The sequence below is a fragment of the Helicobacter pylori genome, from assembly GCF_014496965.1.
Taxonomy (GTDB): domain Bacteria; phylum Campylobacterota; class Campylobacteria; order Campylobacterales; family Helicobacteraceae; genus Helicobacter; species Helicobacter pylori_CZ.
Genome location: NZ_JACTCR010000007.1, coordinates 21,590 through 47,017, shown reverse-complemented (window position 1 = coordinate 47,017; position 25,428 = coordinate 21,590). Strand labels below are relative to the sequence as shown.

At 40.0% G+C, this 25,428-nt stretch carries 21 protein-coding genes, 1 tRNA gene and 1 pseudogene; 12 read left to right on the top strand and 11 right to left on the bottom strand.

The annotated features are described in order from the left end of the window. Positions 1–13: 13 nt before the first annotated feature. Complete coding sequence (locus H7O61_RS03960) at positions 14–991, bottom strand: GMP reductase (protein ID WP_187875208.1); 978 nt, start codon at positions 989–991, stop codon at positions 14–16. Positions 992–1,193: 202 nt separating this feature from the next. Between H7O61_RS03960 and H7O61_RS03955 the strand changes: the two genes are divergently transcribed. Both H7O61_RS03955 and H7O61_RS03950 read left to right on the top strand, forming a co-directional pair. After that, positions 1,194–2,795 (top strand): ABC-F family ATP-binding cassette domain-containing protein, encoded by a 1,602-nt coding sequence (locus H7O61_RS03955; protein WP_187875207.1) that lies wholly within the window; start codon positions 1,194–1,196, stop codon positions 2,793–2,795. Continuing rightward, positions 2,792–3,748: a COG2958 family protein gene (locus H7O61_RS03950; RefSeq protein ID WP_187875206.1), complete on the top strand. Its 957-nt coding sequence runs from the start codon at positions 2,792–2,794 to the stop codon at positions 3,746–3,748. Before H7O61_RS03955 ends, H7O61_RS03950 begins: the two co-directional genes overlap by 4 nt. A gap of 22 nt (positions 3,749–3,770) precedes the next feature. Here the strand turns inward: H7O61_RS03950 and H7O61_RS03945 are convergent, their stop codons facing one another. Further along, complete coding sequence (locus H7O61_RS03945) at positions 3,771–4,457, bottom strand: phosphatase PAP2 family protein (protein ID WP_079343000.1); 687 nt, start codon at positions 4,455–4,457, stop codon at positions 3,771–3,773. A gap of 175 nt (positions 4,458–4,632) precedes the next feature. Between H7O61_RS03945 and H7O61_RS03940 the strand changes: the two are divergent. The 6 genes and pseudogenes from H7O61_RS03940 (at position 4,633) to thiE (ending at position 12,945) form a co-directional block, all read left to right on the top strand. Further along, positions 4,633–6,220: pseudogene (locus H7O61_RS03940) on the top strand (type I restriction-modification system subunit M). A 10-nt stretch (positions 6,221–6,230) separates the two neighbouring features. Beyond that, the gene (locus H7O61_RS03935) at positions 6,231–7,460 is read left to right on the top strand and encodes a restriction endonuclease subunit S (RefSeq protein ID WP_187875205.1); all 1,230 of its coding nucleotides are present in this window, start codon (positions 6,231–6,233) and stop codon (positions 7,458–7,460) included. A gap of 155 nt (positions 7,461–7,615) precedes the next feature. Beyond that, complete coding sequence (locus tag H7O61_RS03930) at positions 7,616–10,618, top strand: HsdR family type I site-specific deoxyribonuclease (protein ID WP_187875204.1); 3,003 nt, start codon at positions 7,616–7,618, stop codon at positions 10,616–10,618. 95 nt (positions 10,619–10,713) lie between these two features. Then, entirely contained in the window at positions 10,714–11,493 is a 780-nt protein-coding gene (gene thiM / locus H7O61_RS03925) for a hydroxyethylthiazole kinase (protein ID WP_187875203.1), read from the top strand. Then, entirely contained in the window at positions 11,490–12,299 is an 810-nt protein-coding gene (gene thiD, locus H7O61_RS03920; protein WP_001937319.1) for a bifunctional hydroxymethylpyrimidine kinase/phosphomethylpyrimidine kinase, read from the top strand. Before thiM ends, thiD begins: the two co-directional genes overlap by 4 nt. Beyond that, a complete protein-coding gene (thiE, locus tag H7O61_RS03915; RefSeq protein WP_187875202.1) occupies positions 12,292–12,945 on the top strand; it encodes a thiamine phosphate synthase in 654 nt (217 codons plus the stop codon). The genes thiD and thiE overlap by 8 nt, the downstream gene beginning before the upstream one ends. 108 nt (positions 12,946–13,053) lie before the next feature. Here thiE and H7O61_RS03910 read toward each other — a convergent pair whose 3' ends face one another. The 9 genes from H7O61_RS03910 to der form a co-directional block, all read right to left on the bottom strand. Beyond that, positions 13,054–13,791: a hypothetical protein gene (locus tag H7O61_RS03910; protein WP_187875201.1), complete on the bottom strand. Its 738-nt coding sequence runs from the start codon at positions 13,789–13,791 to the stop codon at positions 13,054–13,056. Continuing rightward, complete coding sequence (gene coaBC, locus H7O61_RS03905; RefSeq protein ID WP_187875200.1) at positions 13,791–15,068, bottom strand: bifunctional phosphopantothenoylcysteine decarboxylase/phosphopantothenate--cysteine ligase CoaBC; 1,278 nt, start codon at positions 15,066–15,068, stop codon at positions 13,791–13,793. The genes H7O61_RS03910 and coaBC overlap by 1 nt, the downstream gene beginning before the upstream one ends. Continuing rightward, positions 15,065–16,048, bottom strand: coding sequence for a UDP-N-acetylglucosamine 4,6-dehydratase (inverting) (gene pseB / locus H7O61_RS03900; RefSeq protein WP_187875230.1), 984 nt, complete (start codon positions 16,046–16,048; stop codon positions 15,065–15,067). The genes coaBC and pseB overlap by 4 nt, the downstream gene beginning before the upstream one ends. Positions 16,049–16,069: 21 nt before the next feature. Then, positions 16,070–17,833: an OmpP1/FadL family transporter gene (locus tag H7O61_RS03895; RefSeq protein ID WP_187875199.1), complete on the bottom strand. Its 1,764-nt coding sequence runs from the start codon at positions 17,831–17,833 to the stop codon at positions 16,070–16,072. Further along, the gene (locus H7O61_RS03890) at positions 17,830–18,447 is read right to left on the bottom strand and encodes an HP0838 family lipoprotein (protein ID WP_001268509.1); all 618 of its coding nucleotides are present in this window, start codon (positions 18,445–18,447) and stop codon (positions 17,830–17,832) included. The genes H7O61_RS03895 and H7O61_RS03890 overlap by 4 nt, the downstream gene beginning before the upstream one ends. Positions 18,448–18,466: 19 nt before the next feature. Beyond that, positions 18,467–19,072, bottom strand: coding sequence for an LPP20 family lipoprotein (locus H7O61_RS03885; RefSeq protein WP_001236611.1), 606 nt, complete (start codon positions 19,070–19,072; stop codon positions 18,467–18,469). A 570-nt stretch (positions 19,073–19,642) separates the two neighbouring features. Then, a tRNA-Arg gene (locus tag H7O61_RS03880) sits at positions 19,643–19,719 on the bottom strand. A gap of 56 nt (positions 19,720–19,775) precedes the next feature. Beyond that, a complete protein-coding gene (locus tag H7O61_RS03875; RefSeq protein WP_001029098.1) occupies positions 19,776–20,060 on the bottom strand; it encodes an HU family DNA-binding protein in 285 nt (94 codons plus the stop codon). Between the two features lie 140 nt (positions 20,061–20,200). Next, entirely contained in the window at positions 20,201–21,589 is a 1,389-nt protein-coding gene (gene der, locus H7O61_RS03870) for a ribosome biogenesis GTPase Der (RefSeq protein WP_187875198.1), read from the bottom strand. Positions 21,590–21,665: 76 nt separating this feature from the next. On the opposite strand from der, the gene H7O61_RS03865 reads away from it, so the two are divergent. The 4 genes from H7O61_RS03865 (at position 21,666) to gatA (ending at position 25,427) form a co-directional block, all read left to right on the top strand. After that, positions 21,666–22,538 (top strand): hypothetical protein, encoded by an 873-nt coding sequence (locus H7O61_RS03865; RefSeq protein WP_187875197.1) that lies wholly within the window; start codon positions 21,666–21,668, stop codon positions 22,536–22,538. An 87-nt stretch (positions 22,539–22,625) separates the two neighbouring features. After that, positions 22,626–23,414, top strand: a complete 789-nt coding sequence (locus H7O61_RS03860) for a spermidine synthase (protein ID WP_079354312.1) — start codon at positions 22,626–22,628, stop codon at positions 23,412–23,414. A gap of 1 nt (position 23,415) precedes the next feature. Beyond that, positions 23,416–24,006 carry a dephospho-CoA kinase gene (gene coaE, locus H7O61_RS03855; RefSeq protein ID WP_187875196.1) on the top strand — a complete coding sequence of 197 codons (591 nt, stop codon included), beginning with the start codon at positions 23,416–23,418 and terminating at the stop codon, positions 24,004–24,006. 59 nt (positions 24,007–24,065) lie between these two features. Further along, the gene (gene gatA, locus H7O61_RS03850) at positions 24,066–25,427 is read left to right on the top strand and encodes an Asp-tRNA(Asn)/Glu-tRNA(Gln) amidotransferase subunit GatA (protein ID WP_187875195.1); all 1,362 of its coding nucleotides are present in this window, start codon (positions 24,066–24,068) and stop codon (positions 25,425–25,427) included. Position 25,428: the final 1 nt, after the last annotated feature.

Sequence of the window (25,428 nt, the reverse complement as noted above, 5' to 3'; positions counted from 1 at the left end):
TCATTGATCTTTTTTAGATTGTGTCCCCATTGAAAATTGAATTTTTCACAATCACGTAATCCACTTTTCGGATCGCTTCAAGGTCTCTCCCGCCTGCATAGGAGATTGAAGATTGCAAATCTTGATGCATTTCAATCAGCGTGTCTTTTAACGAGCCTTTATGTTGGATCCAAATTTTCTTACCTTCTATATTTTTCTTTTCACCTTTTTGGAACTCTGATGCCGAACCGAAATATTCTTTGTATGCGACACCATTTTCTATTTTTGTTTCTCCAGATGATTCTTCATGCCCTGCAAAAAGCGAGCCAATCATCACCATTGTCGCGCCAAAGCGTATGGATTTTGCAATATCCCCATGCACGCGAATGCCGCCATCTGCAATAATCGGCTTTCTTGCCGCTTTAGCGCACCACCTAAGAGCCGCTAGTTGCCAGCCACCCGTGCCAAAGCCTGTTTTGATTTTAGTGATACACACCTTCCCAGGCCCGATGCCGACTTTCGTAGCGTCAGCACCGGCGTTCTCTAATTCACGGACCGCTTCTGGCGTGCCTATGTTCCCGGCAATCACAAAAGTTTCGGGCAAACGCGTTTTGATGCGTTGGATCATTTCAATGACAGAATTTGAATGGCCATGCGCAATATCGATCGTGATATAGTCTGGTGCTAATCCTCGCTTGGCCAACTCTTCTACAAAAAGACGTTCTTCCTTTTTCACCCCAACGCTGATTGAACTAATTAATTGGCGTTCCTTCATTTTTTTGACAAACGGGATTCTTTTTGCTCCATTAAAGCGGTGCATGATGTAGAAATAGCCATTTTCTGCTAGGAATTCTGCGATCGATTCGTTGATGATCGTTTGCATGTTGGCTGGGACTATGGGCATTTTAAACGCATGTTTGCCTAGAATAACGGTCGTATCGCACTCTGAACGGCTATTCACGATGCATTTATTAGGAATGAGTTGGACATCTTCGTAATCAAACACTTTCAATGACTTGATCCTTTTTTGCTTTAAAAACATTATTTTTACCTTAATTTGAATAAAAAATCAAGAGGAAATGATATGGGCTCGATCAAGTTTTGGGCGTCAAAGACCTTACAGATAACCATAATAAGCAAGGGTTACAATATTGCAAAGAAAACGCTACAATAAACTTTCTATAATCTAATCACAAAAATAAGGAAATCATAAGATGCTGCAAACCATCAACTTAACGCAACGCTATGCGACTAAAAAATTGTTTGAAAACGTGAATATCAAGCTGGATAAAAACAAGCGCTACGGGCTGATTGGGGCTAATGGCGCAGGAAAATCCACTTTTTTAAAGATTTTAAGCAAGAGCATTGATTGCAGCAGTGGGGAAGTCATCATCACAAGCGGCATGAAAATGGGGGTTTTAGGGCAGGATCAATACGCTTTTGAAGATTTGAGCCTTAAAGATGCGGTTTTGATAGGCAATAAGCGTTTGTATGACGCTATCAAAGAAAAAGAGCGCTTATACACAGAGGGCGATTTGAGCGATGATAAAGTGAATGCCAGATTAGGGGAGTTGGAAACCATTTGCGTAGAAGAAGATCCCATGTATGAATGCGAAGTGGCGATTGAAAAAATCCTAGAAGATTTAGGCATTCCTAGCTCTAAACACAACGATTTGATGAAAACCTTGCCAAGCAGCGATAAATTTAAAATCCTTCTCGCTCAAGTCTTGTTCCCTAAACCGGATATTTTGCTTTTAGATGAGCCTACGAACAACCTGGATTTAAACGCCATTGAATGGTTAGAAAACAACCTCAAACGCCATGAAGGCACGATGGTAGTCATTAGCCATGACAGGCATTTTTTAAATGCGGTATGCACGCATATTTTGGATTTGGATTTCCACAGCGTGCGCGAATTTAGCGGGAATTATGACGATTGGTATATCGCTTCTACTTTGATCGCTAAACAGCAAGAAGCCGAACGCAATAAAAAACTCAAAGAAAAAGAAGAGCTAGAAAAATTCATCGCTCGTTTTAGCGCTAACGCTTCTAAAGCCAAGCAAGCCACCAGCCGCCAAAAACAACTGGATAAATTAGACATTCAAAGTTTAGCGGTATCCAGCAGGAGGGATCCTAGCATTATTTTTAAACCCAAACGCACCATTGGGAATGAAGCTTTAGAATGCGAAAATATCTCTAAAAGTTATGACGACCAAATCGTTTTAAATCAAGTGAGCTTGAAAGTGATGCCTAAAGACAAGATCGCCCTCATAGGGCCAAACGGCGTGGGTAAATCCACGCTTTGTAAAATTTTAGTAGAAGAATTAAAGCCGGATAAGGGCGTGGTGAAATGGGGAGCGACCGTTTCAAAAGGCTATTTCCCTCAAAACGTGAGCGAAGAAATTAGCGGGGAAGAGACCTTGTATCAATGGCTCTTTAATTTCAATAAAAAGATTGAAAGCGCCGAGGTGAGAAACGCTTTAGGGAGGATGCTGTTTAATGGCGAAGAGCAAGAAAAGTGCGTGAACGCTTTAAGCGGGGGCGAAAAACACCGAATGGTTTTATCCAAGCTCATGCTAGAGGGGGGGAATTTTTTAGTCTTAGATGAGCCAACCAACCACTTGGATTTAGAAGCGATTATCGCTTTAGGCGAAGCGCTCTTCAAATTTGATGGGGCAGTGATTTGCGTAAGCCATGACAGAGAGCTCATTGATGCGTATGCTAATAGGATCATTGAATTAGTCCCAAGCCCTAAAGGCGCTTCAATCATTGATTTTAAAGGCAGTTATGAAGAGTATTTAGCGAGCAAAAAATGAAACCGCAAGACATTGAAATCGTTCAAAGCGTTTTAGAGATCACAGGACCGATTAGCCCTACTGAAGTGTATGATAAAGCCAAAGAGCTTTTTGAAAAAGGCGAGATTACAAAAATGTTTGATTATGGGGGCAACACCCCACACCAGAGCGTTAGCTCCCTTATTTATACAGCTTTAAAAAATGGCGAAGAGCTGCCTTTTTTGAAAACGCAAGAAAAGCCGGTTTTAATCGCTTTAAAAAGCGCGGCTAAAGAGCCGTTTTTGAATATGGAAAAAATAAGCGCTCCAAGCGCTAAAATCGTGCATAATAAAATCATGCATGAAAGGGATTTGCACCCCTTTTTAACTTACATGGCTATTCATAATGAAAATTTGAAATGCTACACGAAAACCATTTTTCATGAAGAGAGTGTGAAATCGCCAAAAGGCATGGACAGGTGGCTTTATCCGGACATGGTGGGGGTTAGGTTTTTACACGCTGAATGGTCTAATGAAAATTTAATCGCTTTTTCTAAGAAATTTGATACTTTGCCCGTTAAATTGGTGAGCTTTGAATTGAAAAAAGAAATCAGCGTGCATAATTGCAGGGAGTGTTATTTTCAAGCGATTTCTAACAGCTCGTGGGCTAATGAGGGGTATTTAGTGGGCCATCATATTGATACGCATAATCCCCAACTCATGGATTTGTTGAAGCGTTTGCATGCGAGTTTTGGGATTGGCGTGATTGATTTAAGAACGGATGAGGATAAAAGCGCTATTTTATTGAACGCTAAATACAAAGAAAAGATTGATTACACCGTGGCTTCAGAGCTTAGTGCGAAAAATGAAAAATTCAGCGGTTTTTTAAAGAGCGTTGTGGATTATGACCCAAACCACCCACAACGCTATAAAGATGAATTTGATGAGGTTAAAAAGAAAGAGGAGCTATACCCTAACCCATCGCTTTCTTTTTAAAAAACGAGATTTTAAAAACGCTTTAAGCGGCTTTGTAAGGGCGTTTCAAAAACCCTAAATAGAGCGCTAAAGAGCAACACGACCAAGCAATCCCTAATAAAAACCCTCCTAAAACGTCGCTAGGGTAATGCACGCCCAAATAAACCCTATCATACGACATTAAAACAATCCAAAAAAGTAAAATAACAGCGCCAATAGTTTTAGTGCGATTGTTTGCGTTAGAATAGCATAACAACAACGCCAAAGAGCCGTAAAAAAGCGCTGAAGCTAAAGCATGCCCGCTGGGGAAACTAAAGCCATGCGCAAAAACCAATTCGCCATTGGTTACAGGCCGTGGGCGCGCCACTAAAAGCTTAAGGAGTTTTAAGGTGAATTCACCTAATAAGATGCTAAAGAAAAACCACACCCCCAAAGCGATGCGTTTTTGAAACCCAAACCACAAGCCAATGAGTAAGGCTATAGGAGTGGTGAGCTTGCTTTGCGCAAACCATGTGCTAAAAAACACGAAAGAAAGCCACGCGCTCCCTTGAATGGGGGCTGGGTTACGGATCAAATCTATAAAAAACAAATCCAATTGTTGCACCCACTCTTTTTGAAAAGCCACCCCGCTTATCACAATGCCAAACAAAATAAAAAAGATCACCCCAATAATCCCAAGCGCCTTAGCCGCTTTTTTTTCTCTCACGCTAACCGTTCTGTCAAATACCATTCAAACCCCTTTAAAAATGAATTTTAAAAATGGGATTATAGCTTATTTGCCCCACAAATACAGAGCAAACGCAAGGGATAAAAAAATAATATTCTTTGCTATAATGAAACCTTTAAAGGCTAAAAACGCCAAACAAAACCGCCAATCAAAAAAACACAAAAAAGGGGCTTATCTCATGGAAAACACAAACAAAGCGAACACGAAATTTAATAACCATGCTTCATTAGAGCGTAACGAATTGCACAACACCATTTGGAAAGTGGCGAATGAATTGAGAGGCTCAGTGGATGGCTGGGATTTCAAGCAATACGTTTTAGGCATTCTTTTTTACCGCTACATTTCAGAAAACATGACTCATTACATCAATAAAGAAGAGCGAAAGCGCGATCCGAGTTTTGATTACGCTTCATTAAGCGACGAAGAAGCCGAGCGCGCAAGAGAAGGGCTTATTGAAGAAAAAGGCTTTTTCATCCCGCCAAGCGCTTTATTTTGTAACGCGCTAAAAAACGCGCCTAGTAACGAAGATCTCAATGTAACCTTACAAAATATTTTTAACGAAATAGAAAAATCCAGCCTAGGGTTTAAATCAGAAGAAAATGTCAAAGGCTTGTTTGCGGATTTAGATGTCAATAGCAATAAATTAGGGAGCTCTCATAAAACTAGGGTTGAAAAATTGAATAAAATCCTTCAAGCCATAGGGGGCATGCAATTAGGCGATTACCAAAAAAGCGGGATTGATGTTTTTGGCGACGCTTATGAATATTTAATGACCATGTATGCAAGCAATGCCGGCAAAAGCGGAGGGGAATTTTTCACCCCCCAAGAAGTGAGCGAACTGCTCGCTAAAATCACCCTGCACAACCAAGAGAGTATTAATAAAGTTTATGACCCATGCTGTGGGAGCGGATCGTTACTCTTGCAATTTTCTAAAGTGTTAGGCGATAAAAACGTCTCAAAAGGGTATTTTGGGCAAGAAATCAATTTGACCACTTACAACCTTTGCCGCATCAACATGTTTTTGCATGACATCAACTATTCTAAATTCCACATCGCACACGGGGACACGCTTTTAGACCCCAAGCATGAAGACGATGAGCCTTTTGATGCGATCGTTTCCAACCCTCCCTATTCCACTAAATGGATAGGCGATAACAACCCCCTTTTAATCAACGATGAGCGTTTTAGCAAAGCCGGTGCGCTAGCGCCCAAAAACGCCGCCGATCTCGCCTTCACCATGCACATGCTTTCTTATTTATCCAATAGCGGCACGGCTGCGATCGTGGAATTTCCCGGGGTGCTTTATAGAGGCGGTGCCGAAAAGAAAATCAGAGAGTATTTAGTGAAAGAAAATTTCATTGACTGCGTGATCGCTTTACCAGACAACCTCTTTTTTGGAACGAGTATCGCTACTTGCATTTTAGTGCTTAAGAAAAACAAAAAAGACGACACCACGCTTTTTTATTGATGCGAGTAAGGAATTCCTCAAAGAGGGCAAGAAAAACAAACTCAAAGAGCACAACCGAGAAAAGATTTTGCAAACCTATACCGAAAGGAAAGCGATCAAGCATTTTTCGGCCCTAGCCAATATTGAGAAAATCCAAGAAAACGATTACAACCTTTCGGTGAACCGCTACGTGGAGCAAGAAGACACGAAAGAAATCATTGACATTAAAGCGCTTAATGGTGAAATTTCTCAAATCGTAAAAAAACAGAGCGCTTTAAGAAACAGCCTTGAATCCATCATCAAAGAGCTAGAAGCTTAAAGGGGGCAAAATGAACAAAATAGAGCGATTGCTCCAAACTCTAGCGCCTAAGGGGGTGGAGTTTAGGAAATTGGGGGAGGTGTGTGAAATAATTAGGGGTAAAAGGGTTACAAAAAAAGAAATATTAGATAAAGGAAAATATCCCGTTGTATCTGGTGGAATAGGATTTATGGGATATTTAAATGAATATAACAGAGAGGAAAATACAATCACTATAGCTCAATATGGAACTGCCGGATTTGTCAATTGGCAAAATCAAAAGTTTTGGGCAAATGATGTTTGTTTTTCTGTCATTCCAAAAGAAACCCTAATCAATAGATACCTTTATTATGTATTAACAAACATGCAAAATTATTTATATTCTATTTCAAATAGAAGCGCTATACCTTATAGCATTTCTAGTAATAATATTATGCAAATAACAATCCCCATTCCGCCCCTAGAAATCCAACAAGAGATCGTTAAGATCTTGGACGCTTTCACAGAATTAAACACAGAATTAAACACAGAATTAAAAGCGCGAAAAAAGCAATACCAATATTACCAAAACATGCTTTTAGACTTTAAGGACACCAAACAAAACCACAAAGACGCCAAAATTAGCGCAAAAACCTACCCCAAACGCTTAAAAACCTTACTCCAAACCTTAGCGCCTAAGGGGGTGGAGTTTAGGAAGTTGGGGGAGGTGCTAGAGTATGATCAACCCAATAAATATTGCGTAACGAGTAAAGAATTTGATAAAAGTTATCCTACCCCCGTTTTAACCGCAGGAAAAACCTTTATTTTAGGTTATACAAACGAAAAAGACAATATTTATCAAGCGAGTAAAAACGCTCCGGTTATCATCTTTGACGATTTCACAACAGCGACCCAATGGGTTGATTTCCCTTTCAAAGTAAAATCAAGCGCTATGAAAATCTTACTCCCAAAAAATCCTACAATTAACATCAGATTTATCTTTTTTTATATGCAAACTATTCCCTATAATATCAGTGGGGAACATACAAGGCAGTGGATTTCTCGCTATTCAAAAATAACAATCCCCATCCCACCCCTAGAAATCCAACAAGAGATCGTTAAGATTTTGGATGAATTTTTGGCCCTAACCACCGATTTATTAGCCGGTATCCCAGCTGAAATAGAAGCGAGAAAAAAGCAATACGAATATTACAGAGAAAAACTACTGACTTTCAAACCACTAACCCCCAATAAAGAACAAAGAGCTTGCGTAAGCAAGTGATAGCCTCTTGAAAAAAAGCGGTCTTGGGGGGTTAGGGGGATCTTAAGGGGGTTAAGGGGGGTATTATCGCAAAATACCCCCCTATCCCCTTATAAAATGAATTTGAAATATTTTTCTTATAAAATGAATTTGAAATATTTTTTAAAAGGAATAACATGAATTACGAAACCATCGCAGAAAGCAATGAAAGCACGGTAGTAGCGGAATTTCATAGCAGTAATGAAAGGAAAAGCGCTTATGAGAGCGAAGCAGAGCTAGAAAGGGCGTTTATCGCGCTTTTAGAAAAACAAGGCTATGAATTTAAACAAATCCACAACGAAAAGGAATTGAAAGACAATTTAAAAGAGCAGTTAGAAAAGCTTAATAATCATTGTTTCACGGAGCAAGAATGGGACGCTCTTTATTCTCAATTCATCGCTAATAAAAACGAAGATTATAAGGCTAAAACAAAAAAGATCCAAGAAGATCCGATTTTTAATTTAACCCTTGAGAACGGGAAAACCAAAAACGTTAAAATCATTGATAAGAAAAATATCCACAGAAACGCCTTGCAAGTGATCCACCAATACAGCAATAAAGGGGGGAAGTATGAGAACTGCTATGATGTGAGCATCCTTGTGAATGGCTTGCCTTTAGTGCATGTGGAATTGAAAAAAAGAGGCGTGGCGATCAGGGAGGCGTTCAATCAGATCAAGCGCTATAAAAGGGATAGTTTTAGCGCTGAAGACGGGCTTTTTGAGTTCGTGCAGATTTTTGTCATCAGTAACGGCACGAGCTCTAAATACTATTCAAACACCACCAGAATAGCCCAGTTGGAAAAAAACAATAAAGCCGATACTTTTGAATTCACGAATTATTGGGCGGACAGCAAGAATCGTAATATTGAGGATTTAATGGATTTTGCCAAGTCGTTTTTTGCGAAGCGCAGCCTTTTGAATATTTTAACGCGCTATTGCGTTTTCACAAGCGATGAGGTTTTATTGGTGATGCGGCCTTATCAAATCGTGGCGGCCGAAAGGATTTTGGAAAAAATCAAAGCCACGCATGAGAGTAAAACTTATAAGAAAAGCCAAAGCGCAGGCTATATCTGGCACACGACAGGGAGCGGTAAAACCTTAACGAGCTTTAAAAGCGCGACTTTGGCCAAAGAATTAGAACACATTTCAAAGGTTTTGTTTGTGGTGGACAGGAAGGATTTAGACTATCAAACCATGAAAGAATACGATAAATTCCAAAAAGATTGCGCTAATTCCAACACAAGCACCAAGATTCTAAAACAACAGCTTGAAAACCCTAGCGCTAAAATCATTATCACCACGATCCAAAAATTAGACAAATTCGTTAAATCCCACCTTAAAGGGCATGCGATTTTTAATGAAGAAGTGGTGATGATTTTTGATGAATGCCACAGGAGTCAGTTAGGCTCAATGCATCAAACTATCACTAAAGCGTTTAAAAAATACCACCTTTTTGGCTTTACTGGCACGCCCATTTTTGCAGCTAATTGCGATAAAAACAACCCGTTAGGCACGACAGAGCAAAAATTTGGGAAATGCCTCCACCAATACACTATTATTGATGCGATTAGGGATAAAAATGTTTTGCCCTTTAGGGTGGAATACCACAACACCATTAAAGCTAAAGAGGGCATTAAGGATAAAGAGGTGAGAGCGGTTGATGAAAAAAGTGTGCTTTTAGATAGTAGGAGGATCAAAGAAATTACTAAATGCATTTTAGAGCGTTTTAATCAAGCCACTAAAAATAAAAAATTCAATTCCATTCTGGCATGCTCTAGCATAGAAGCGCTGAAAAAATACTACCAAGCCTTTAAAGAAGAAAAACACGACCTTAAAATCGCTACCATTTTCAGTTATAGCGCTAATGAAGAAATTGAAGCGCTAGAAGATGAAAACAATGAAAGCGCTAGCGGGTTAGACAAAAGCTCAAGGGATTTTTTAGAGGGCGCGATTGCGGATTATAACGGGATGTTTAAAACTTCTTTTGACACTTCGGATCAAAAATTCCAAAGCTATTACAAGGATCTTTCTCAAAAAGTCAAAGATCGTGAAATCGATCTTTTAATGGTAGTTAATATGTTTTTGACCGGGTTTGACGCTGCAAGGCTCAACACCCTTTGGGTGGATAAAAACCTCAAATACCATGGGCTAATTCAGGCTTTTTCACGCGCAAACCGCATTTTAGATAGCGTTAAAACGCATGGGAATATCGTGTGTTTTAGGGATTTAGAGCAGGATTTGAATGATGCGCTCATGCTTTTTGGCAATAAGGACGCTAGGTCTATTGCGCTATTAAGAAAATATGAAGATTATTTGAAAGGCTACACGGATAACAATAAAGAATACGAGGGCTATGAGGGTTTGATTGGAAGGCTTTTAGCCGAATTCCCTTTAAAAGAGCCAATCATTTCAGAAAGCCAGAAAAAGGATTTCATTAAGCTTTTTGGCAAGATTTTGAAATTAGAAAATATTTTAAACAGCTTTGAAAATTTCAACAAAGACGATTACATCAATCCCAGGGATTTTCAAGACTATCAAAGCAAATACCTTGATTTTTACGATGAAATGAGGCCAGAAAAAGGGAGGGATAAAGAAGAGATTAACGACGATTTGATTTTTGAAACTGAACTCATTAAGCAGGTGGAAGTCAATATTGACTATATTTTAAACTTGATTGAAAAATTCGCTAAAGAGCATGGGGTGGAAATCCAAGGCGTTAAAACCAAAATAGAGCCAATCATCAACTCCAGCATAGAATTAAGGAATAAAAAAGATTTGATCATGGATTTCATTGACAAATACAACAAAGACCAAGAAGTCCATGCGCATTTTCAAGATTATATCCACCAAAAAAGAGAAGAGGAATTCCAAAAAATCATAGAAGAAAACCGCTTGAATGAAGAAAAAGCCTATTCGTTCATGCAGCATGCCTTTAGTGGGGGTGAAATCAATTTCAGCGGGACGGAATTTCCTAAAATCATTGAAGAAAAAGTCTCCAGGTTTGACAAAAATTCGCGCTATCAAGAGGTGAAAGAAAAAGTCGCTGCAAGCCTTTCTCGCTTTTTCCACCGCTTTTGTGATCTCACTAGCGCTATATTTAAGAAAAATGGGGTTAAAAAAGATGAGGTTAATGAAAAATAGTTCATTGTTGAACGCTTTTGCATTAAATTTCAAAAACAGCGCCGCTCAAGGGATTTTTTGTATAAAATAAAAAAAATTTAAGGAGGTTCATCAAAATGTTAAAAGAATTACGCCAAAAACGCCCCTTAGTGCATAATATCACCAATTATGTGGTGGCGCAATTTGTGGCTAATGGTTTGTTAGCTTTAGGGGCATCGCCTTTAATGAGCGATGCGATCGCTGAAATGCCCGATTTAGCAAAAATTTCTGACGCGCTCGCTATTAATATTGGCACCCTCAATGAACGCACCATTTTATGCGCTAAAGAGGCGATCAAACGTTACAAGGCTTTGGATAAACCCATCGTGTTAGATCCTGTGGGGTGTTCAGCGAGCGCTCTGCGCTATGACACAAGTTTAGAGCTTTTAGAAAGCGAAGGGATTAGCGCGCTTAGGGGCAATGCCGCCGAATTAGGCTCTTTAGTGGGTATTTCTTGCGAAAGTAAGGGGTTAGATTCCAAGCATTCCGCCACGCCTATAGAAATGGTCAAACGAGCGGCTCAAAAGTATTCTGTGATAGCCGTAATGACGGGCAAAACAGATTACGTGAGCGATGGGGAAAAAGTTTTGAGTATTACTGGGGGGAGCGAATATTTGGCCGCAATTACTGGGGCTGGGTGTTTGCATGCAGCAGCATGCGCGAGCTTTTTGAGTTTGAAAAAAGACCCCTTAGATTCTATGGCGCAACTTTGCGCTTTCTATAAACAAGCCGCTTTCAGTGCGCAAAAAAAAGTGTCAGAAAATAACGGCTCTAATGGTTCGTTCTTGTTTTATTTTTTAGACGCTCTAAGCTTGCCCATAGAGTTAGAAAATAGCCTTATTAAGGAAGTATTGTGAAAGTTTATCCGCAAGTTTTAAGCATTGCTGGTAGCGATAGCGGTGGGGGCGCTGGGATACAGGCCGATTTGAAAGCGTTTCAAACTTTGGGCGTGTTTGGGACAAGCGTGATCACTTGCATCACCGCCCAAAACACACAGGGCGTGCATGGGGTGTATCCATTGAGCGTAGAGAGCGTGAAAGCGCAAATCCTAGCCATTAGAGATGATTTTTCTATCAAAGCGTTCAAAATGGGGGCGTTGTGCAACGCTCAAATCATTGAATGCGTGGCGGACGCTTTAGAAACTTGTGATTTTGGGTTGTGCGTTTTAGATCCGGTGATGGTGGCAAAGAATGGGGCTTTGCTTTTAGAAGAAGAGGCGATTTTAAGCTTAAAAAAACGCCTTTTACCCAAAACCAATTTATTAACCCCTAACCTCCCTGAAGTTTATGCGCTCACAGGCGTTCAAGCGCGAGACGATAAAAGCGCTTCAAAAGCGATGGGTGTTTTAAGGGATTTAGGCGTTAAAAACGCTGTGATTAAAGGGGGGCATACAGAGCATTTTCAAGGGGAATTTAGCAACGATTGGGTGTTTTTAGAAGACGCTGAATTTATTCTAAACGCCAAGCGATTCAACACCAAAAACACGCATGGCACGGGCTGCACTCTGTCTAGCTTGATTGTGGGCTTACTCGCTCAAGGGCTGGATTTAAAAAACGCTATCACAAAGGCTAAAGAGCTTTTAACTATCATCATTCAAAACCCCTTAAACATTGGGCATGGGCATGGGCCTTTGAATTTGTGGAGCATCAAAAAGCATGTTTGATGCGGATTGTTTGAAACTCATGTTTGTGGCTGGTTCGCAAGATTTCTACCATATAAAAGGCGATAGGATAAACGCGCTTTTAGACACTTTAGAATTAGCTTTACAATCTAAAATCACAGCGTTTCAATTCCGCCAAAAAGGCGATTTAGCCTTACAAGATCCTGTTGAAATCAAACGATTAGCCCTAGAGTGTCAAAAATTATGCAAAAAATACGGCGCGCCTTTTATTATTAATGATGAGGTGCGACTCGCGCTGGAATTAAAGGCTGATGGCGTGCATGTGGGGCAAGAAGACATGGCTATAGAAGAGGTAGTAACTTTATGCCAAAAGTGCCTTTTTATCGGTTTGAGCGTTAACACTTTAGAGCAAGCCCTAAAAGCGCGCCATTTAGACGGCGTAGCCTATTTAGGGGTAGGCCCTATTTTCCCCACGCCATCTAAAAAAGACGCTAAAGAAGTTGTAGGCGTCAATCTTTTAAAAAAAATACACGATAGCGGGGTAAAAAAACCCCTGATAGCGATTGGGGGCATCACGACAGATAACGCTTCAAAATTGTGGGAATATGGGGGTATCGCAGTCATCAGCGCGATCACGCAAGCTAAAGATAAAGCCTTAGCGGTTGGAAAACTTTTAAAAAATGCGTGAGGAATTCTAAAATTCCGCATGGATTAATGTAAAAAGAGGGTATCGCTCTTTTGTTGGATAAAAAAGCGCTTAAATCCATCATAAAGGCGTTTTTAAAACGCTAAAAACTTACCCCAGCGTGTCCAATAAGTGCTCTTCAAAGGCAAAAAGCATGGGGGTTTTTTCGCACGAAATTTCCACGCAAGAGAAGCCTAAAAGGGTGTTTTGAGCCTCTTTTAAAACCTCTTGAGTCCTTTGGAGGGTGGTTTTTAAAAAAAGTTGTTTTTCTTTTTCCTTCAAATAAATAACGCCGCCAATTTCGCCCAAGTTAGGATACAGAGCGTAAAAATCAACGCTTTGTTTTTTGGCTTTCATCTGCAAAAAGGCTTTTTTGCGTTCGTTTTCAATTACAAAGCTTAAAACCTGCGATTGCAAGCTTAAAAGCATGTTGGCTGTATTCAAAAACTCTTGCGAATTTTTAGCATGGATTAATTTTTCGCTCAAAAACTCTTTGTATTCTTTTAAAGGGGTATTGTCTTTAGCGCTCAATATTTCTTTTAATTTCTTCATTTCAAGGGCGGGCAAATCGTCCAATGCGTCTAAGATTTTTGGGGCAGGCACTAAATTTTTAAGCACAATATCGCCCAGCTGATTTTTTTGCATGGTCGCAAAATAAGGCTGATTGATTTTCAATTCCTGTTCGCTTTTGGTGGGGATAATTTTATTACCCACTTGCAAAAGAAAAAGATCTTTATCTTGTTTTTCTAAAACCTTTAAAAGAATGGGTAAAGTAGCGTTAAAATGGTGCGCGGCGTTTTTGGAATGAAGGGCGTTAAGCTGGTTTAGGGCGTTTAGGGCTTCTAGCATTAAAGGGCGTTGTCTTTGATAAAATCAAGGATTTTAAAGCTCGCTTCTAATTTGTTCATAGAAGGGATTTTTTGGGTTTTTTTATGGCTAAAAAGCCACAATTCATTCTCTAATGAGCCAAAAGGGCGCAAATCTTTAATGAGATTCAAAGCGACCATGGAACAATCCTTGCCGCTATCTTGAGAAGGTTTTAAAAGATTTTGCGCGTTTTTGATAGCGTTTTGTTGATTATCTTCGGCTTTAAAACCGATTTTAACGAATTGATTAGGATTGATAGAAGCTAGTAAATCCTTATTTTGAACGCATTCAACGTTTAGGGTTTGACCCAGTTCGCTTTTTTTAAGCTTATGGTTAAAAGAAGTTTTAGGCACATAATCGCTAATGGCGGCTAAATTGAAGAGTAGGGGTTTTAAGGCATGCTTTTGCAAGTTTTTAGCGGCGTTATTCAAGGCGTTTTCATAAGAAGCGGTGTCGCTAACTAAAACGCTTGCGATTTCTTTAGGCAAAGGAGTGGGGAAGTTGGATGCAATCAAAGTCACTTTCGCTCCCTTAAAATATAACGCTAAAGCCAAAGCGCTCGCTTGAATCCCGCTAGAAAGATTGCTAATAATTCTAACGCTGTCAATCTTTTCCACACTCGCGCCGCCCATGACTATGACTTCTCTGTTTTCAAAATAAGCGTCTTTTAAGAGCGTTTGGGTGGCTTTAAAAAGGATTTCTAAAGGCTCAGCCATCGCCCCATCGCCTTTAGTGTCGCATGCTAAAAGCGCGTTTTGGGTGTCTAAAATGATGTGATTGGAATCTTTCAAGCGTTTTAAATTACTTTGAATGATAGAGGAATTGAGCATGTTAGTGTTCATGCTAGGGGCTAGGATTTTAGGGGAAGCGCAAGCTAAAAAAGTCGTGCTGATGGTATTATCCGCTAAAGCGTGAGCGATTTTAGACAAGCTGTTAGCGCTTAAAGGGGCAAAGATGAGTAAATCAGCGCTAGCAGCGCATGCGATGTGGTTGTGGTGCAATTTGTTTTGGTGGTTGTAATACCATTTTTCATTACGATCATGCAAGACTTTATGGTGGCTCAAAGCTTCAAAACTTAAGGGCGTAACAAATTTTTTCGCAGCCTTGCTCATCACCACTTGGATACTAGCCCCGCTTTTAAACAACAAGCGCACTAATTCTAGGGATTTATACGCCGCAATAGATCCGCTCACGAGCAATAAAACGCGCTTGTTTTCTAACAATCTTAAGGGGTAAAACAAATCTTCTAAAAAATTCATAATAATTTTAACAAATCATCAGGCTTTAGCCATTGGTTGTTAGTGTGGCTGCTGTATTCAAAATCAGGGGCGACTTTTTGGCCTTTTTCGTGGAGTTTGGTGAGCGTGTAATCTTTAGGCGTTTGGAAGCTTATAGTGGGCTGAATGATAAAAAAGTCTTCAAATTCTAGGGCTAAATGGCTTTCATCTTTAGGGATCATCACTTCATGGAGTTTTTCGCCCGGACGAATCCCTATGATTTTAGTAGGAGTATTGGGGGCTAGGGCTTTGGCGAGATCGGTCATTTTCATGCTAGGGATTTTAGGCACAAAAATTTCCCCCCCATGCATTCTTTTCAAGCTTTTAAGCACAAAAGAAACCCCCTCATCTAAGGTGATCCAAAATCGTGTCATGCGAATATCGGTAATGGGGATTTCACTCGCTTTGTTTTGAACTAATTTTTTAAAAAACGGCACCACGCTCCCACGACTCCCCACCACATTACCATAACGCACCACGCCAAATTGCGTTTGAGAAGAGCCTTTAAAATTATTCGCGCTCACAAAGAGCTTATCGCTGCACAATTTCGTCGCGCCGTAGAGGTTAATGGGGTTAGCGGCTTTATCGGTGCTCAGAGCGATGACCTGGCTCACTTCATTTTTTAAGCATGCGTTAATCACATTGCTCGCTCCCATGATATTGGTTTTAATGCATTCTAGGGGGTTGTATTCAGCGATAGGCACATGCTTGAGCGCGGCCGCATGGATACAAATATCCACGCCCTCTAAAGCGTAATTCAAGCGCTCTAAATCCCTCACATCGCCGATAAAAAAACGCATCCTAGGATCATTGAATTCCATGGCCATTTCGCTTTGCTTTAATTCATCTCGGCTATAAACAATGATTTTTTTAGCGTTAGTGGTGTCTAAAACCTTACGAACAAAGCGCTTTCCAAAACTCCCAGTGCCTCCGGTGATTAAAATCGTTTGGTTATCTAGCATGTTTTGATGATTTGGCATGTTTTACCAGCGATAGCCTAAGGAAGCGCTAAAGATTCTCAATTGCCCAATGGTTGGGGATTGATACAAACTAGAGCGGTTGCTCTTAAAAGTGAAACTCCCCGCTATGCCCAAATCAAAGCCCCTAAAATTGTATTTAGTCCCAAAAGCTATGGTATAGCCATTAGAGTCCGGAATGCCTATCGCATCTTGGGGGCTTGGGGCTTGATCATAATCAATAGCGCCCATTAGACGCAAGCTTTTACCCATGTAAGTTACCCCTAATCTAAAGGTGTTGGTGTCCCTCCAGCCAGCCCCCATGTTCATCACGCTTTTAAAATTCGCTAGGCCTACCATTTTTTTAAGCGTTTCAGAGTCTAGTGAAGCCACCGTCCCGCTTAAGCCCTTGTAAGTGGCGTTCGCAAAATCAGGGGTGACTAAAAATTTATTCCCTTGACTCCAAAAGGTGCGCTCAAACACCCCCTCTATTCTCAAATGGTCTTTAAAAAATTGATGGGCGTAGGCTAAGCTTAAAGTTTGGGGGAGTGAAACATTGATATTCAAGCTGCCTTTAGTCAAAACGCTCCCTAAAGAAGGGCCAAGCTCTGTGATAGCCACCAAACCGCCTTTCATGTTAAAGGTAACTGAAGAATTATACACCACAGAAAACATGCCATGATCAAAGATGCGCAAACTCGAACCCACTCTATACCCACCTGATACGCCTTGCCCGTTAGATTTTTGCACGACTTGAGTCGTGCCATAAAGATTCGCGCTCGCTTTGATTAAACCGCTATAACCCATGATTTTTTTCAAGCCGTTGTAAAACTCTTGACAGCTTTGATCGCTCATGTCCCCACCGGCTTTTTGGCAATTGAGCGCTGGCTGGTAGCCAATATTGCCTAATAAAGTCATCATATTACTTGGCACTTGATCGGCAAAAACATTGTTAGGTAAATTTAAAATTTGCTCCGCGCTCAAAACCGAAGCGCCTTCTAAAGGCACATAAACGGTGTTGTTAAAGCTCCCGGTCGCATAAAGCCCCCTTAAGCCTACACCCACAGAAAAGCGTTTATTAATAGTATAACTCATGCTAGGGGCAAGCTCTACCATCATGATAAACACGTCATGCAAGAATTCCCCCCCCTTACCATTCCATTTCATACCCAACCCGCTAGGAGCGGTGAAACTCCCCCCAAAAGTGAAGCCGTTATGCGTGTGCGTTTTATAAAAAAACTTGGGTAAAACAAAATTAGTCGTGCCTGTCCAGCCATTCACGATTTGAGTGTCAGGCTTTGAAGCGAGGGTTACGACTTTTTGATTGGTTAAGTTCATAAGCCCTTGAACACGATTGATAGCTTGTTGCAGGCCGTTGGTAGCGGCCGTATTGCCAAGCGCTTTAAGGATATTGCCAAGCCCTATAGTGTTGATGATGCCTAAAATATTTTGTTGGCTTTTATCAATTTCTAAACTCGTTACCGAATACAGGCCTTGATTGGTCGTAGGGACTTTAAAGCTAAAGGCTGGAATGTTAATCACGGTGGTGGTCATTTCAAATTCGCTTCTGTTTTCGCCCCAATCGTTAGTAAAGCCCATGTTAGCCGGGTTGTAAAAAGAAGCGTCAGCACCCCTAGCCCCAGCGACATACGCCGAGCCTAAAGCCGTGCCATTCAAGCTTTGCTCTTGGATTTTAAAGCCATTGGCATAAGAAAGCAAGGGCAGGCTCAAAGCGATTAAATGGCGTTTTTTGAGCTTTTTAAGACAATAGAGTGGGGAAAAGTTTTTCATTGAAGCTCGCTATCAGCGTTTTCATTGTCTTCTAAATCTTGCAAAGAAGGCTCATAGGGTTCAATCCTAATAGCAATTTTTTGAGTCAAGTTTTGGAAAGAAATCAGGCCATTTTTTCTTTCATAAAGGATAATTTCCCCGCTTTTTTGAAACCTTTGGATCACGTATTCAGGGGTTAAGTGGCGTTTCCCTAAGCCTTTAAAAATATCCCTCCCTAAAACAATATCATCAAACAAATCCCCATAGCTCACCTTGCCAAACAAATCCCTTGCAGCAATCCATTTGGCCGAACATTTTTGGCTAAAACAAATGCTCCGTTTAGTCATGTAAATATCGCCCACTTTTTGGCTGAGCTTATAAAGGGTTACTTCAGTATTGTGGTCTTTATCGGTTTTGATCGTGCCGTAATCATAAAAGCGAAAAACTGGCGTGTTAATGTAAATGAGTCTGAATTGGCGCAAGGCATTCAAAGTCTCTTCTCTTTTTTTATTGGCTTCTTCTTGTCTGATTTGCTCCCTAGTTTTGGGGGTTTGCTTAGAAAAAGGGTGCTTAGAGCAAGAGACAAAAAAAAGCGTCATGAAAAATAATAAAAAAGCGTTTTTAAAATACCGCATGATTATAGAGTGAGAGGGTTTATCCTCTCGCTCCGCTCAAAATACGATACCAAATCCTGCCGTCTAATTTAAGCTCCATGCTCACCTGGCACAAGCCGTCTTTATAGATAGTCTCAGTGATTTCAGCGTTACGAATGAGGGCATTCACCCTCGTTTTAATCACGGAATTTTGTAAAACCATGTCTTTGACGGTGTCTTGAGCGTTCACCCTGATGCCATACATTTTTTCACCTAATTGGCGGTAGCCATCAACAATAGCCGCTCGCTTAGCCAAAGCTAGGGCTTGAGAGGGCGAAATGGTGGATTCTGGAGCCACACCCATGCCTACCGCGTTCAACTCAATGACATTATTGGGCGTGAGGATAGGGGTGTTAGGGATAGCGTTAGTGGGATTAGAGCTAATGATGGGCTGATCGTTATTCTCAAGGCGAGGGCTTGGGAGAGGCTGAATGCTCTTTCTGGGGGTGAAATTGGTTGGGGGATAAATGGGGGCTTGCAACCCGTTAGCTGAAGGGGGGATTAGCTGAGCGTTAGTGTTACGCTTTTTAAAGAGACTGCAACCGCTTATCAAAAGAGTGGCGACAAGCAACGAATTAATACCAAAAAAGGCAGTGTGCAAACGCATGGGCATTTTCCTTAAAATGAATTCATTAAGGGGTATTATATCATTTTTGAATGGATTTGTCATGCGGATATTTTTACTAAGCTTAAGGTTAGTGAGTTTTTAATTTAAAATCTAGGGGATTATGATTTTTTGGTTTTCTCAATTTTTAATAGGGATAACTCAATTTTTTAAAAAAGGGGGATTTAATGGCTTGTTTTTATCATTTTGAGATTTTATTTTATGATAAAACTCATTTTTTAAGTTTGATTTTTAAACCCATTTTCTTAATAGGATAGGGGGCATTTTGAAAAATCCTCCCCTACAACCCACAACTAAAACCCCCTTAAAGAGCGCTTTTTTAAGAGGTTATCGCTTGCTTTTTGCAAGATCTTTTTAATTGTAAAAAATGCTTTGAATATTTTTTAAATAAGATGAAAAATAAAATATTTTTTTGAGTGCTTTTTAAGGATAAGGTTAAATTTTTAAAATGATTCAAAAAGAGTTTTTAAGTTCTTTTAATTACCAACCTTTTTCATCAAAAACACAAACAACGACTATTTTAAATCCCTATGGTAGTAGAAATAGTGCGAATGGTGTCCTTGGCGGGATTCGAACCCACGACCTTACGATTAGGAATCATACGCTCTATCCAGCTGAGCTACAAGGACATTTTATAAGAAAGCAAGAAACTCTATTGATAAGCCCCTTGCTGAGTGGATTAGATTTACTTGCCTTCTTCAACTTTTTGTTTAAGGATTTTGCCGGGTTTGAATTTAGGTACTCGTTTGTCTTCGGTTTTATAAGTTTTATCGCTTCCTGGAACTTTACCCTCTTTGCCTTTTTGCTCTGCGGTTTCAAATTTGCCAAAACCAATCAACTCCACGCTTTCACCCTTGCTTAAAGCTGTTTCTACCGCTAGAGTAAAGGCGCTGATCGCTTCTTCGGCTTCTCTTTTGCTGCTGTATTTACCCGCTTCTTTAACCAAATCAATAAATTCCGCTTTGTTCATGTGGATAACCCCTTTTCTAATGGATGCCAAAACCAAGCGATTCAACCGCTTAGCCTGACTGATTGAGCGGTAATTATAATCAAATCCTAAAGATAAATCAAGCAAAAACGCTTTTTCAAGGGGGTTTCATGCATAAAAAATTAGTTTTGCTGGACGCTCTTTTTATCTTTAGCGTTAAGGATTAAAGGCGTGCCTAAAAAATTAAATTCTTTCCTTAAGGTGTTGATCAAATAGCGTTTGTAACTGAAATGCAAGGCTTTAGGGCGATTCATTATAAGAGAGATTTGAGGGGGTTTGGTGGCAAATTGCGTGGCGTAATACACTTTCACTAATTTCCCTCCATCGCTTGGCAAGGGGTGTTTTTGGGTGGCTTGAGAAATCACGCTATTGAGCAAGCTTGTAGGAATGCGTTTGGAAAAACACTCATAGACTTCTATGATTTTATGCTTGATTTCATCTATATGGCGCGCTTTTAAGCAGCTGGTTGTGATCACGGGGGCGTATTCTAAAAAACGGAATTTCCTTTTTAAAGTTGCCATGATTTCTTCATAAGGGGCGTAGCGGATGTCCCATTTGTTTAAAATGAGAATGATGCCTAAAGAGTGTTTATCCGCTAAGGAGCTGATCTTTTCGTCCAATTCCACAAAAGGAGCGCTCACGTCTAAAACTAAAAGCGCGATGTGGGATTTTTCTAAGGCTTTTTGCGTGCGATCTAAGGCGTATTTTTCAATGCCTAAGATTTTACCTCTATGCCTGATGCCAGCGGTATCCACAAAGCAGATTTTTTGATCGCCTATTAGAATGGTTTCATCTATGGGGTCAATGGTGGTGCCAGCCACGCTAGAAACAAGACTCCTTTCTTTTTTTGTGAGCGCGTTTAAAAGCGAGCTTTTGCCCACATTCACCCTCCCAATGATGCCTACTTGAATGATTTCTTCTTCTTTAGTTTCTTCTAAAGCGTTATTAGGGGTTTCTAGGCTTTCTAAAATATCCGCATCCAAATCTTGCTCTATGATTTGGTTTAAATTCAATGCGTTCAATACCGCATCAATTAACGTGCTAATGCCCCTATTGTGCGAAACGGAGATATTAAAACTCTTTGGCATGCCAAAAGAAGAAAACGCATAAGCTCGCTCTTTTTCTTTGTCGTTATCAATCTTATTGATCACTAAAAAGCAGTTAGGGTTGATTTTAAAAACCTCTCTAAAAAGCTTAAGATCTTCATCGCTAGGGATAGACTTGCCATCCACAACATATAAAATCAAATCGCTCATTTGAGCGGCTTTTAAATTAAGGGCTTTGATTTCTTTAGACAAAAGAGCGTCTTTAGCCATGCCTCCTGTGTCTAGCAATTCCACTTCATGGCCATTCAATGCGATTTTTCGTTTGTTAATGTCTCGTGTAGTGCCTGCAAAATCTGAAGTGATAGCGATCCTTTCTCTAGCCAGGCGGTTAAATAGTGAGCTTTTCCCCACATTAGGCTGGCCTAAAATCGCAATGGTTTTTAAAGTTTTATGGCTTGTATTCATCTTTTTTATCGCTTCAATTTAATCAAAATTAGATTACAATATTATAATTATTTAAAGCTTAAATAAGGGTCTAGCGTTGTTTTTAGTCAAAAAAATAGGCGTGGTAATAATGATTTTAATATGCTTTTTAGCTTGCTCGCAAGAGAGGTTTATCCAATTGCAAAAAAAAGCCCAAGAGCAAGAAAATGACGGCTCTAAACGCCCTAGCTATGTGGATTCGGATTATGAAGTCTTTAGCGAAACGATTTTTTTACAAAACATGGTGTATCAGCCTACAGAAGAAAGAGATTCTTTCGCCCAATTGACTAAAGATGAAAACGATTCTTTTAACCCTGAAACTTCTGTGATTTTATTGAATGAGCCAAGCGATAATAATGAAAAAAACCCGCCCCTATACCAAAACGATCCCAACAACAACGCTAATAATGAAAAAAGCCCGTTCCTTTACAAACCGAAAAGAAAAACAAAAAATCCAAAACTCATTGAATATTCCCAACAAAATTTCTACCCCCTAAAGGATGGGGATATTATCATGAGTAAAGAAGGGGATCAATGGTTGGTAGAAATCAAATCCAAAGCCTTGAAGCGTTTTTTAAAAGATCAAAACAATAAAGATCGCCAGATCCAAACTTTCACTTTTAATGACACTAAAACGCAAATCGCGCAATTTAAGGGCAAGATTTCTTCGTATGCTTATACCACCAATGACAGCGATTTGAGTTTAAGGCCTTTTTATGAATCCTTTTTATTAGAAAAAAAGAGCGATGATCTTTATACGATAGGGGATAAGGCTTTAAATACCATTGAGATTTCAAAGTGTCAAATGGTGTTAAAAAAGCATTCAACCGATAAACTAGACAGCCAGCATAAAGCCATCAGTATTGATTTGGACTTTAAAAAAGAGCGCTTTAAGAGCGATACGGAACTTTTTTTAGAATGCCAAAGTTAGGGCGTTTATTACGACAATTTAGATTTTTTTGGGTAGCATGTTAGCGTTTCAAAGGCATGGATATTATTTAAAAAGTAAGGAATGTTTATGTGGATCACCCAAGAAATCACGCCGTATTTGCGTAAAGAATACACCATAGAAGCGAAATTATTAGATGTTAGAAGCGAGCATAATATCTTAGAGATTTTTAAATCTAAGGATTTTGGTGAAATTGCGATGCTTAACCGCCAATTGCTGTTCAAGAATTTTTTGCATATTGAAAGCGAGTTGCTCGCTCATATGGGGGGTTGCACCAAGAAAGAGCTTAAAGAGGTTTTGATTGTGGATGGGTTTGATTTGGAATTAGCCCACCAGCTTTTTAAATACGACACGCATATAGATTTTGTGCAAGCGGATGAAAAGATTTTAGACAGCTTCATCAGTTTTTTCCCCCATTTCCATGAAGTGAAAAATAATAAGAATTTCACGCACGCTAAACAACTATTAGATTTAGACATTAAAAAATACGATTTGATCCTTTGCTTGCAAGAGCCGGATATTCATAAAATAGATGGTTTAAAAAGAATGCTTAAAGAAGATGGGGTGTTTATTTCGGTAGCCAAACACCCATTATTAGAACATGTGAGCATGCAAAACGCCCTTAAAAACATGGGCGGAGTTTTTTCTGTTGCCATGCCTTTTGTAGCGCCTTTAAGGATTTTGAGCAACAAGGGTTATATTTACGCTTCTTTTAAAACCCACCCCTTAAAAGATTTAATGACGCCAAAAATAGAAGCGCTAAAAAGCGTGAGATACTATAACGAAGACATTCATAGGGCTGCATTCGCTTTGCCTAAAAATTTACAAGAAGTCTTTAAAGACAATATCAAATCTTAAAATGATCTTAAAAAGCGCTATCGCTCTCACAGGGGGGATAGGCACCGGTAAAAGCACCACCATTAAAATATTGGAATCGCAAGGCTATGAGATTTTAGATGCGGATAAGATCGCCCACCAATTATTGCAAGAACACCGGTTTAAAATCGCCCAACATTTTGGATCAGAGATTTTAGAAAAGGATATTTTGAATCGCAAAAAGCTTGGCGCGATCGTGTTTCAAAAGGCTAATGAGTTAAAATGGCTAGAGGATTTTTTACACCCCTTAATCCGTGAACGCATGCTTAAAAAAGCCTATGAATTAGAAAAAAACCATCAAGCGTATTTTTTAGACATCCCTTTGTTTTTTGAAGTGGGGGGTAAAAAACGCTATCCTGTGAGTAAAGTGGTGTTAATCTATGCACCCAGGGCCTTACAAATTGAGCGCCTTTTAGAGCGAGACACACTCAAAGAAGCTGAAATCTTGCAGCGATTAGCTTGTCAAATGGATATAGAGCAAAAACGCGCCATGAGCGATTATGTTATAGACAACAGCTCCAGTTTGAAAGATTTGAATAAGCAAGTTGAACGCTTTTTAAAAACGCTCTTATAAGCTCGTTTTATATCTAAGCATGTTAAACTACCATTAAATTTTTTAATAAGGCTAAAAACATGATCACTTTAAAACAAGCCCTTTCTTTATCCCAAGATGAATTAGAAACCCTTAAAAACGAAATTGACGCTAAGGTTAGAGCTTCAGATTTGAACGCTTACATTAAAGCCCCTAGCCTTAATGGCGCTAGCGCTAAAGGGGTGCCGATTCTCATTAAAGACAATATCAGCGTTAAGGGGTGGGAAATCACTTGTTCTAGTAAGATTTTAAAAGGCTATATCGCTCCTTATCATGCGAGCGTGATGGAAAACTTGCACCAAAACAGCATGGCAGGGTTTGGGCTTTCTAACATGGACGAGTTTGCGATGGGAAGCACCACGGAGTCTAGTTGCTATGGGATCACTAAAAACCCACGAGACAAAAACAGAGTGCCTGGGGGGAGTAGCGGGGGAAGTGCAGCAGCTGTGGCGGGCGGCTTAGCGGTGGCGGCTTTAGGGAGCGATACGGGCGGGTCTATCAGGCAGCCGGCGAGCTATTGCGGGTGCGTGGGGTTAAAACCCACTTATGGGAGGGTGAGTCGTTATGGCTTGATCGCTTATTGCTCTAGTTTTGATCAAATCGGGCCAATCACGCAAAATGTAGAAGACGCTTCTATTTTATTTGACGCTATTAGCGGGTATGATAATAAGGACTCCACGAGCGCGAATCTCAAACCCACGCAAACCTTTAAAAACCTTAACAGAGACAAACGCTTTAAAATCGCTATCTTAAGGGATCACATTAAAGACGCGAGCAATGAAGTGCAACTCGCTTATGAAAACACCCTTAAAGCCTTGAAAGAAATGGGGCATGAGATTGTGGAAAAAAAGATGTTGGATTCGCATTATCAAATCTCTATTTATTATATTATCAGCATGGCTGAAGCGAGTTCGAATCTGGCCAGATTTGATGGGGTGCGTTACGGGAGGAGGGCTCAAAATATTAAAGATTTGAAAGAATTGTATCTCAAAAGCCGCAGTGAAGGTTTTGGCGATGAGGTGAAACGGCGCATCATGTTAGGGAATTTTGTCTTAAGCAGTGGGTATTATGACGCTTATTATTTGAAAGCCCAACAAATGCGTTTGATAATCAAAGAGCAATACAACAAGATTTTTGAAGAAGTGGATTTGATTTTCACCCCTGTAGCCCCTACGAGTGCTCATTTATTCAATTACCATGCAAGCCCTTTAGAAATGTATTTGAGCGATATTTACACGATTGGGGCGAATTTGAGCGGTTTGCCGGCCCTTTCTTTACCGGTCGCTAAAGATCCTTTAGGTTTGCCCATAGGGATGCAATTCATGGCTAAGGCTTTTGATGAGCAAAGCCTTTTAGATGTTTCTTACGCTTTAGAGCAAGAATTAGATTTAAAATTAGATTAAG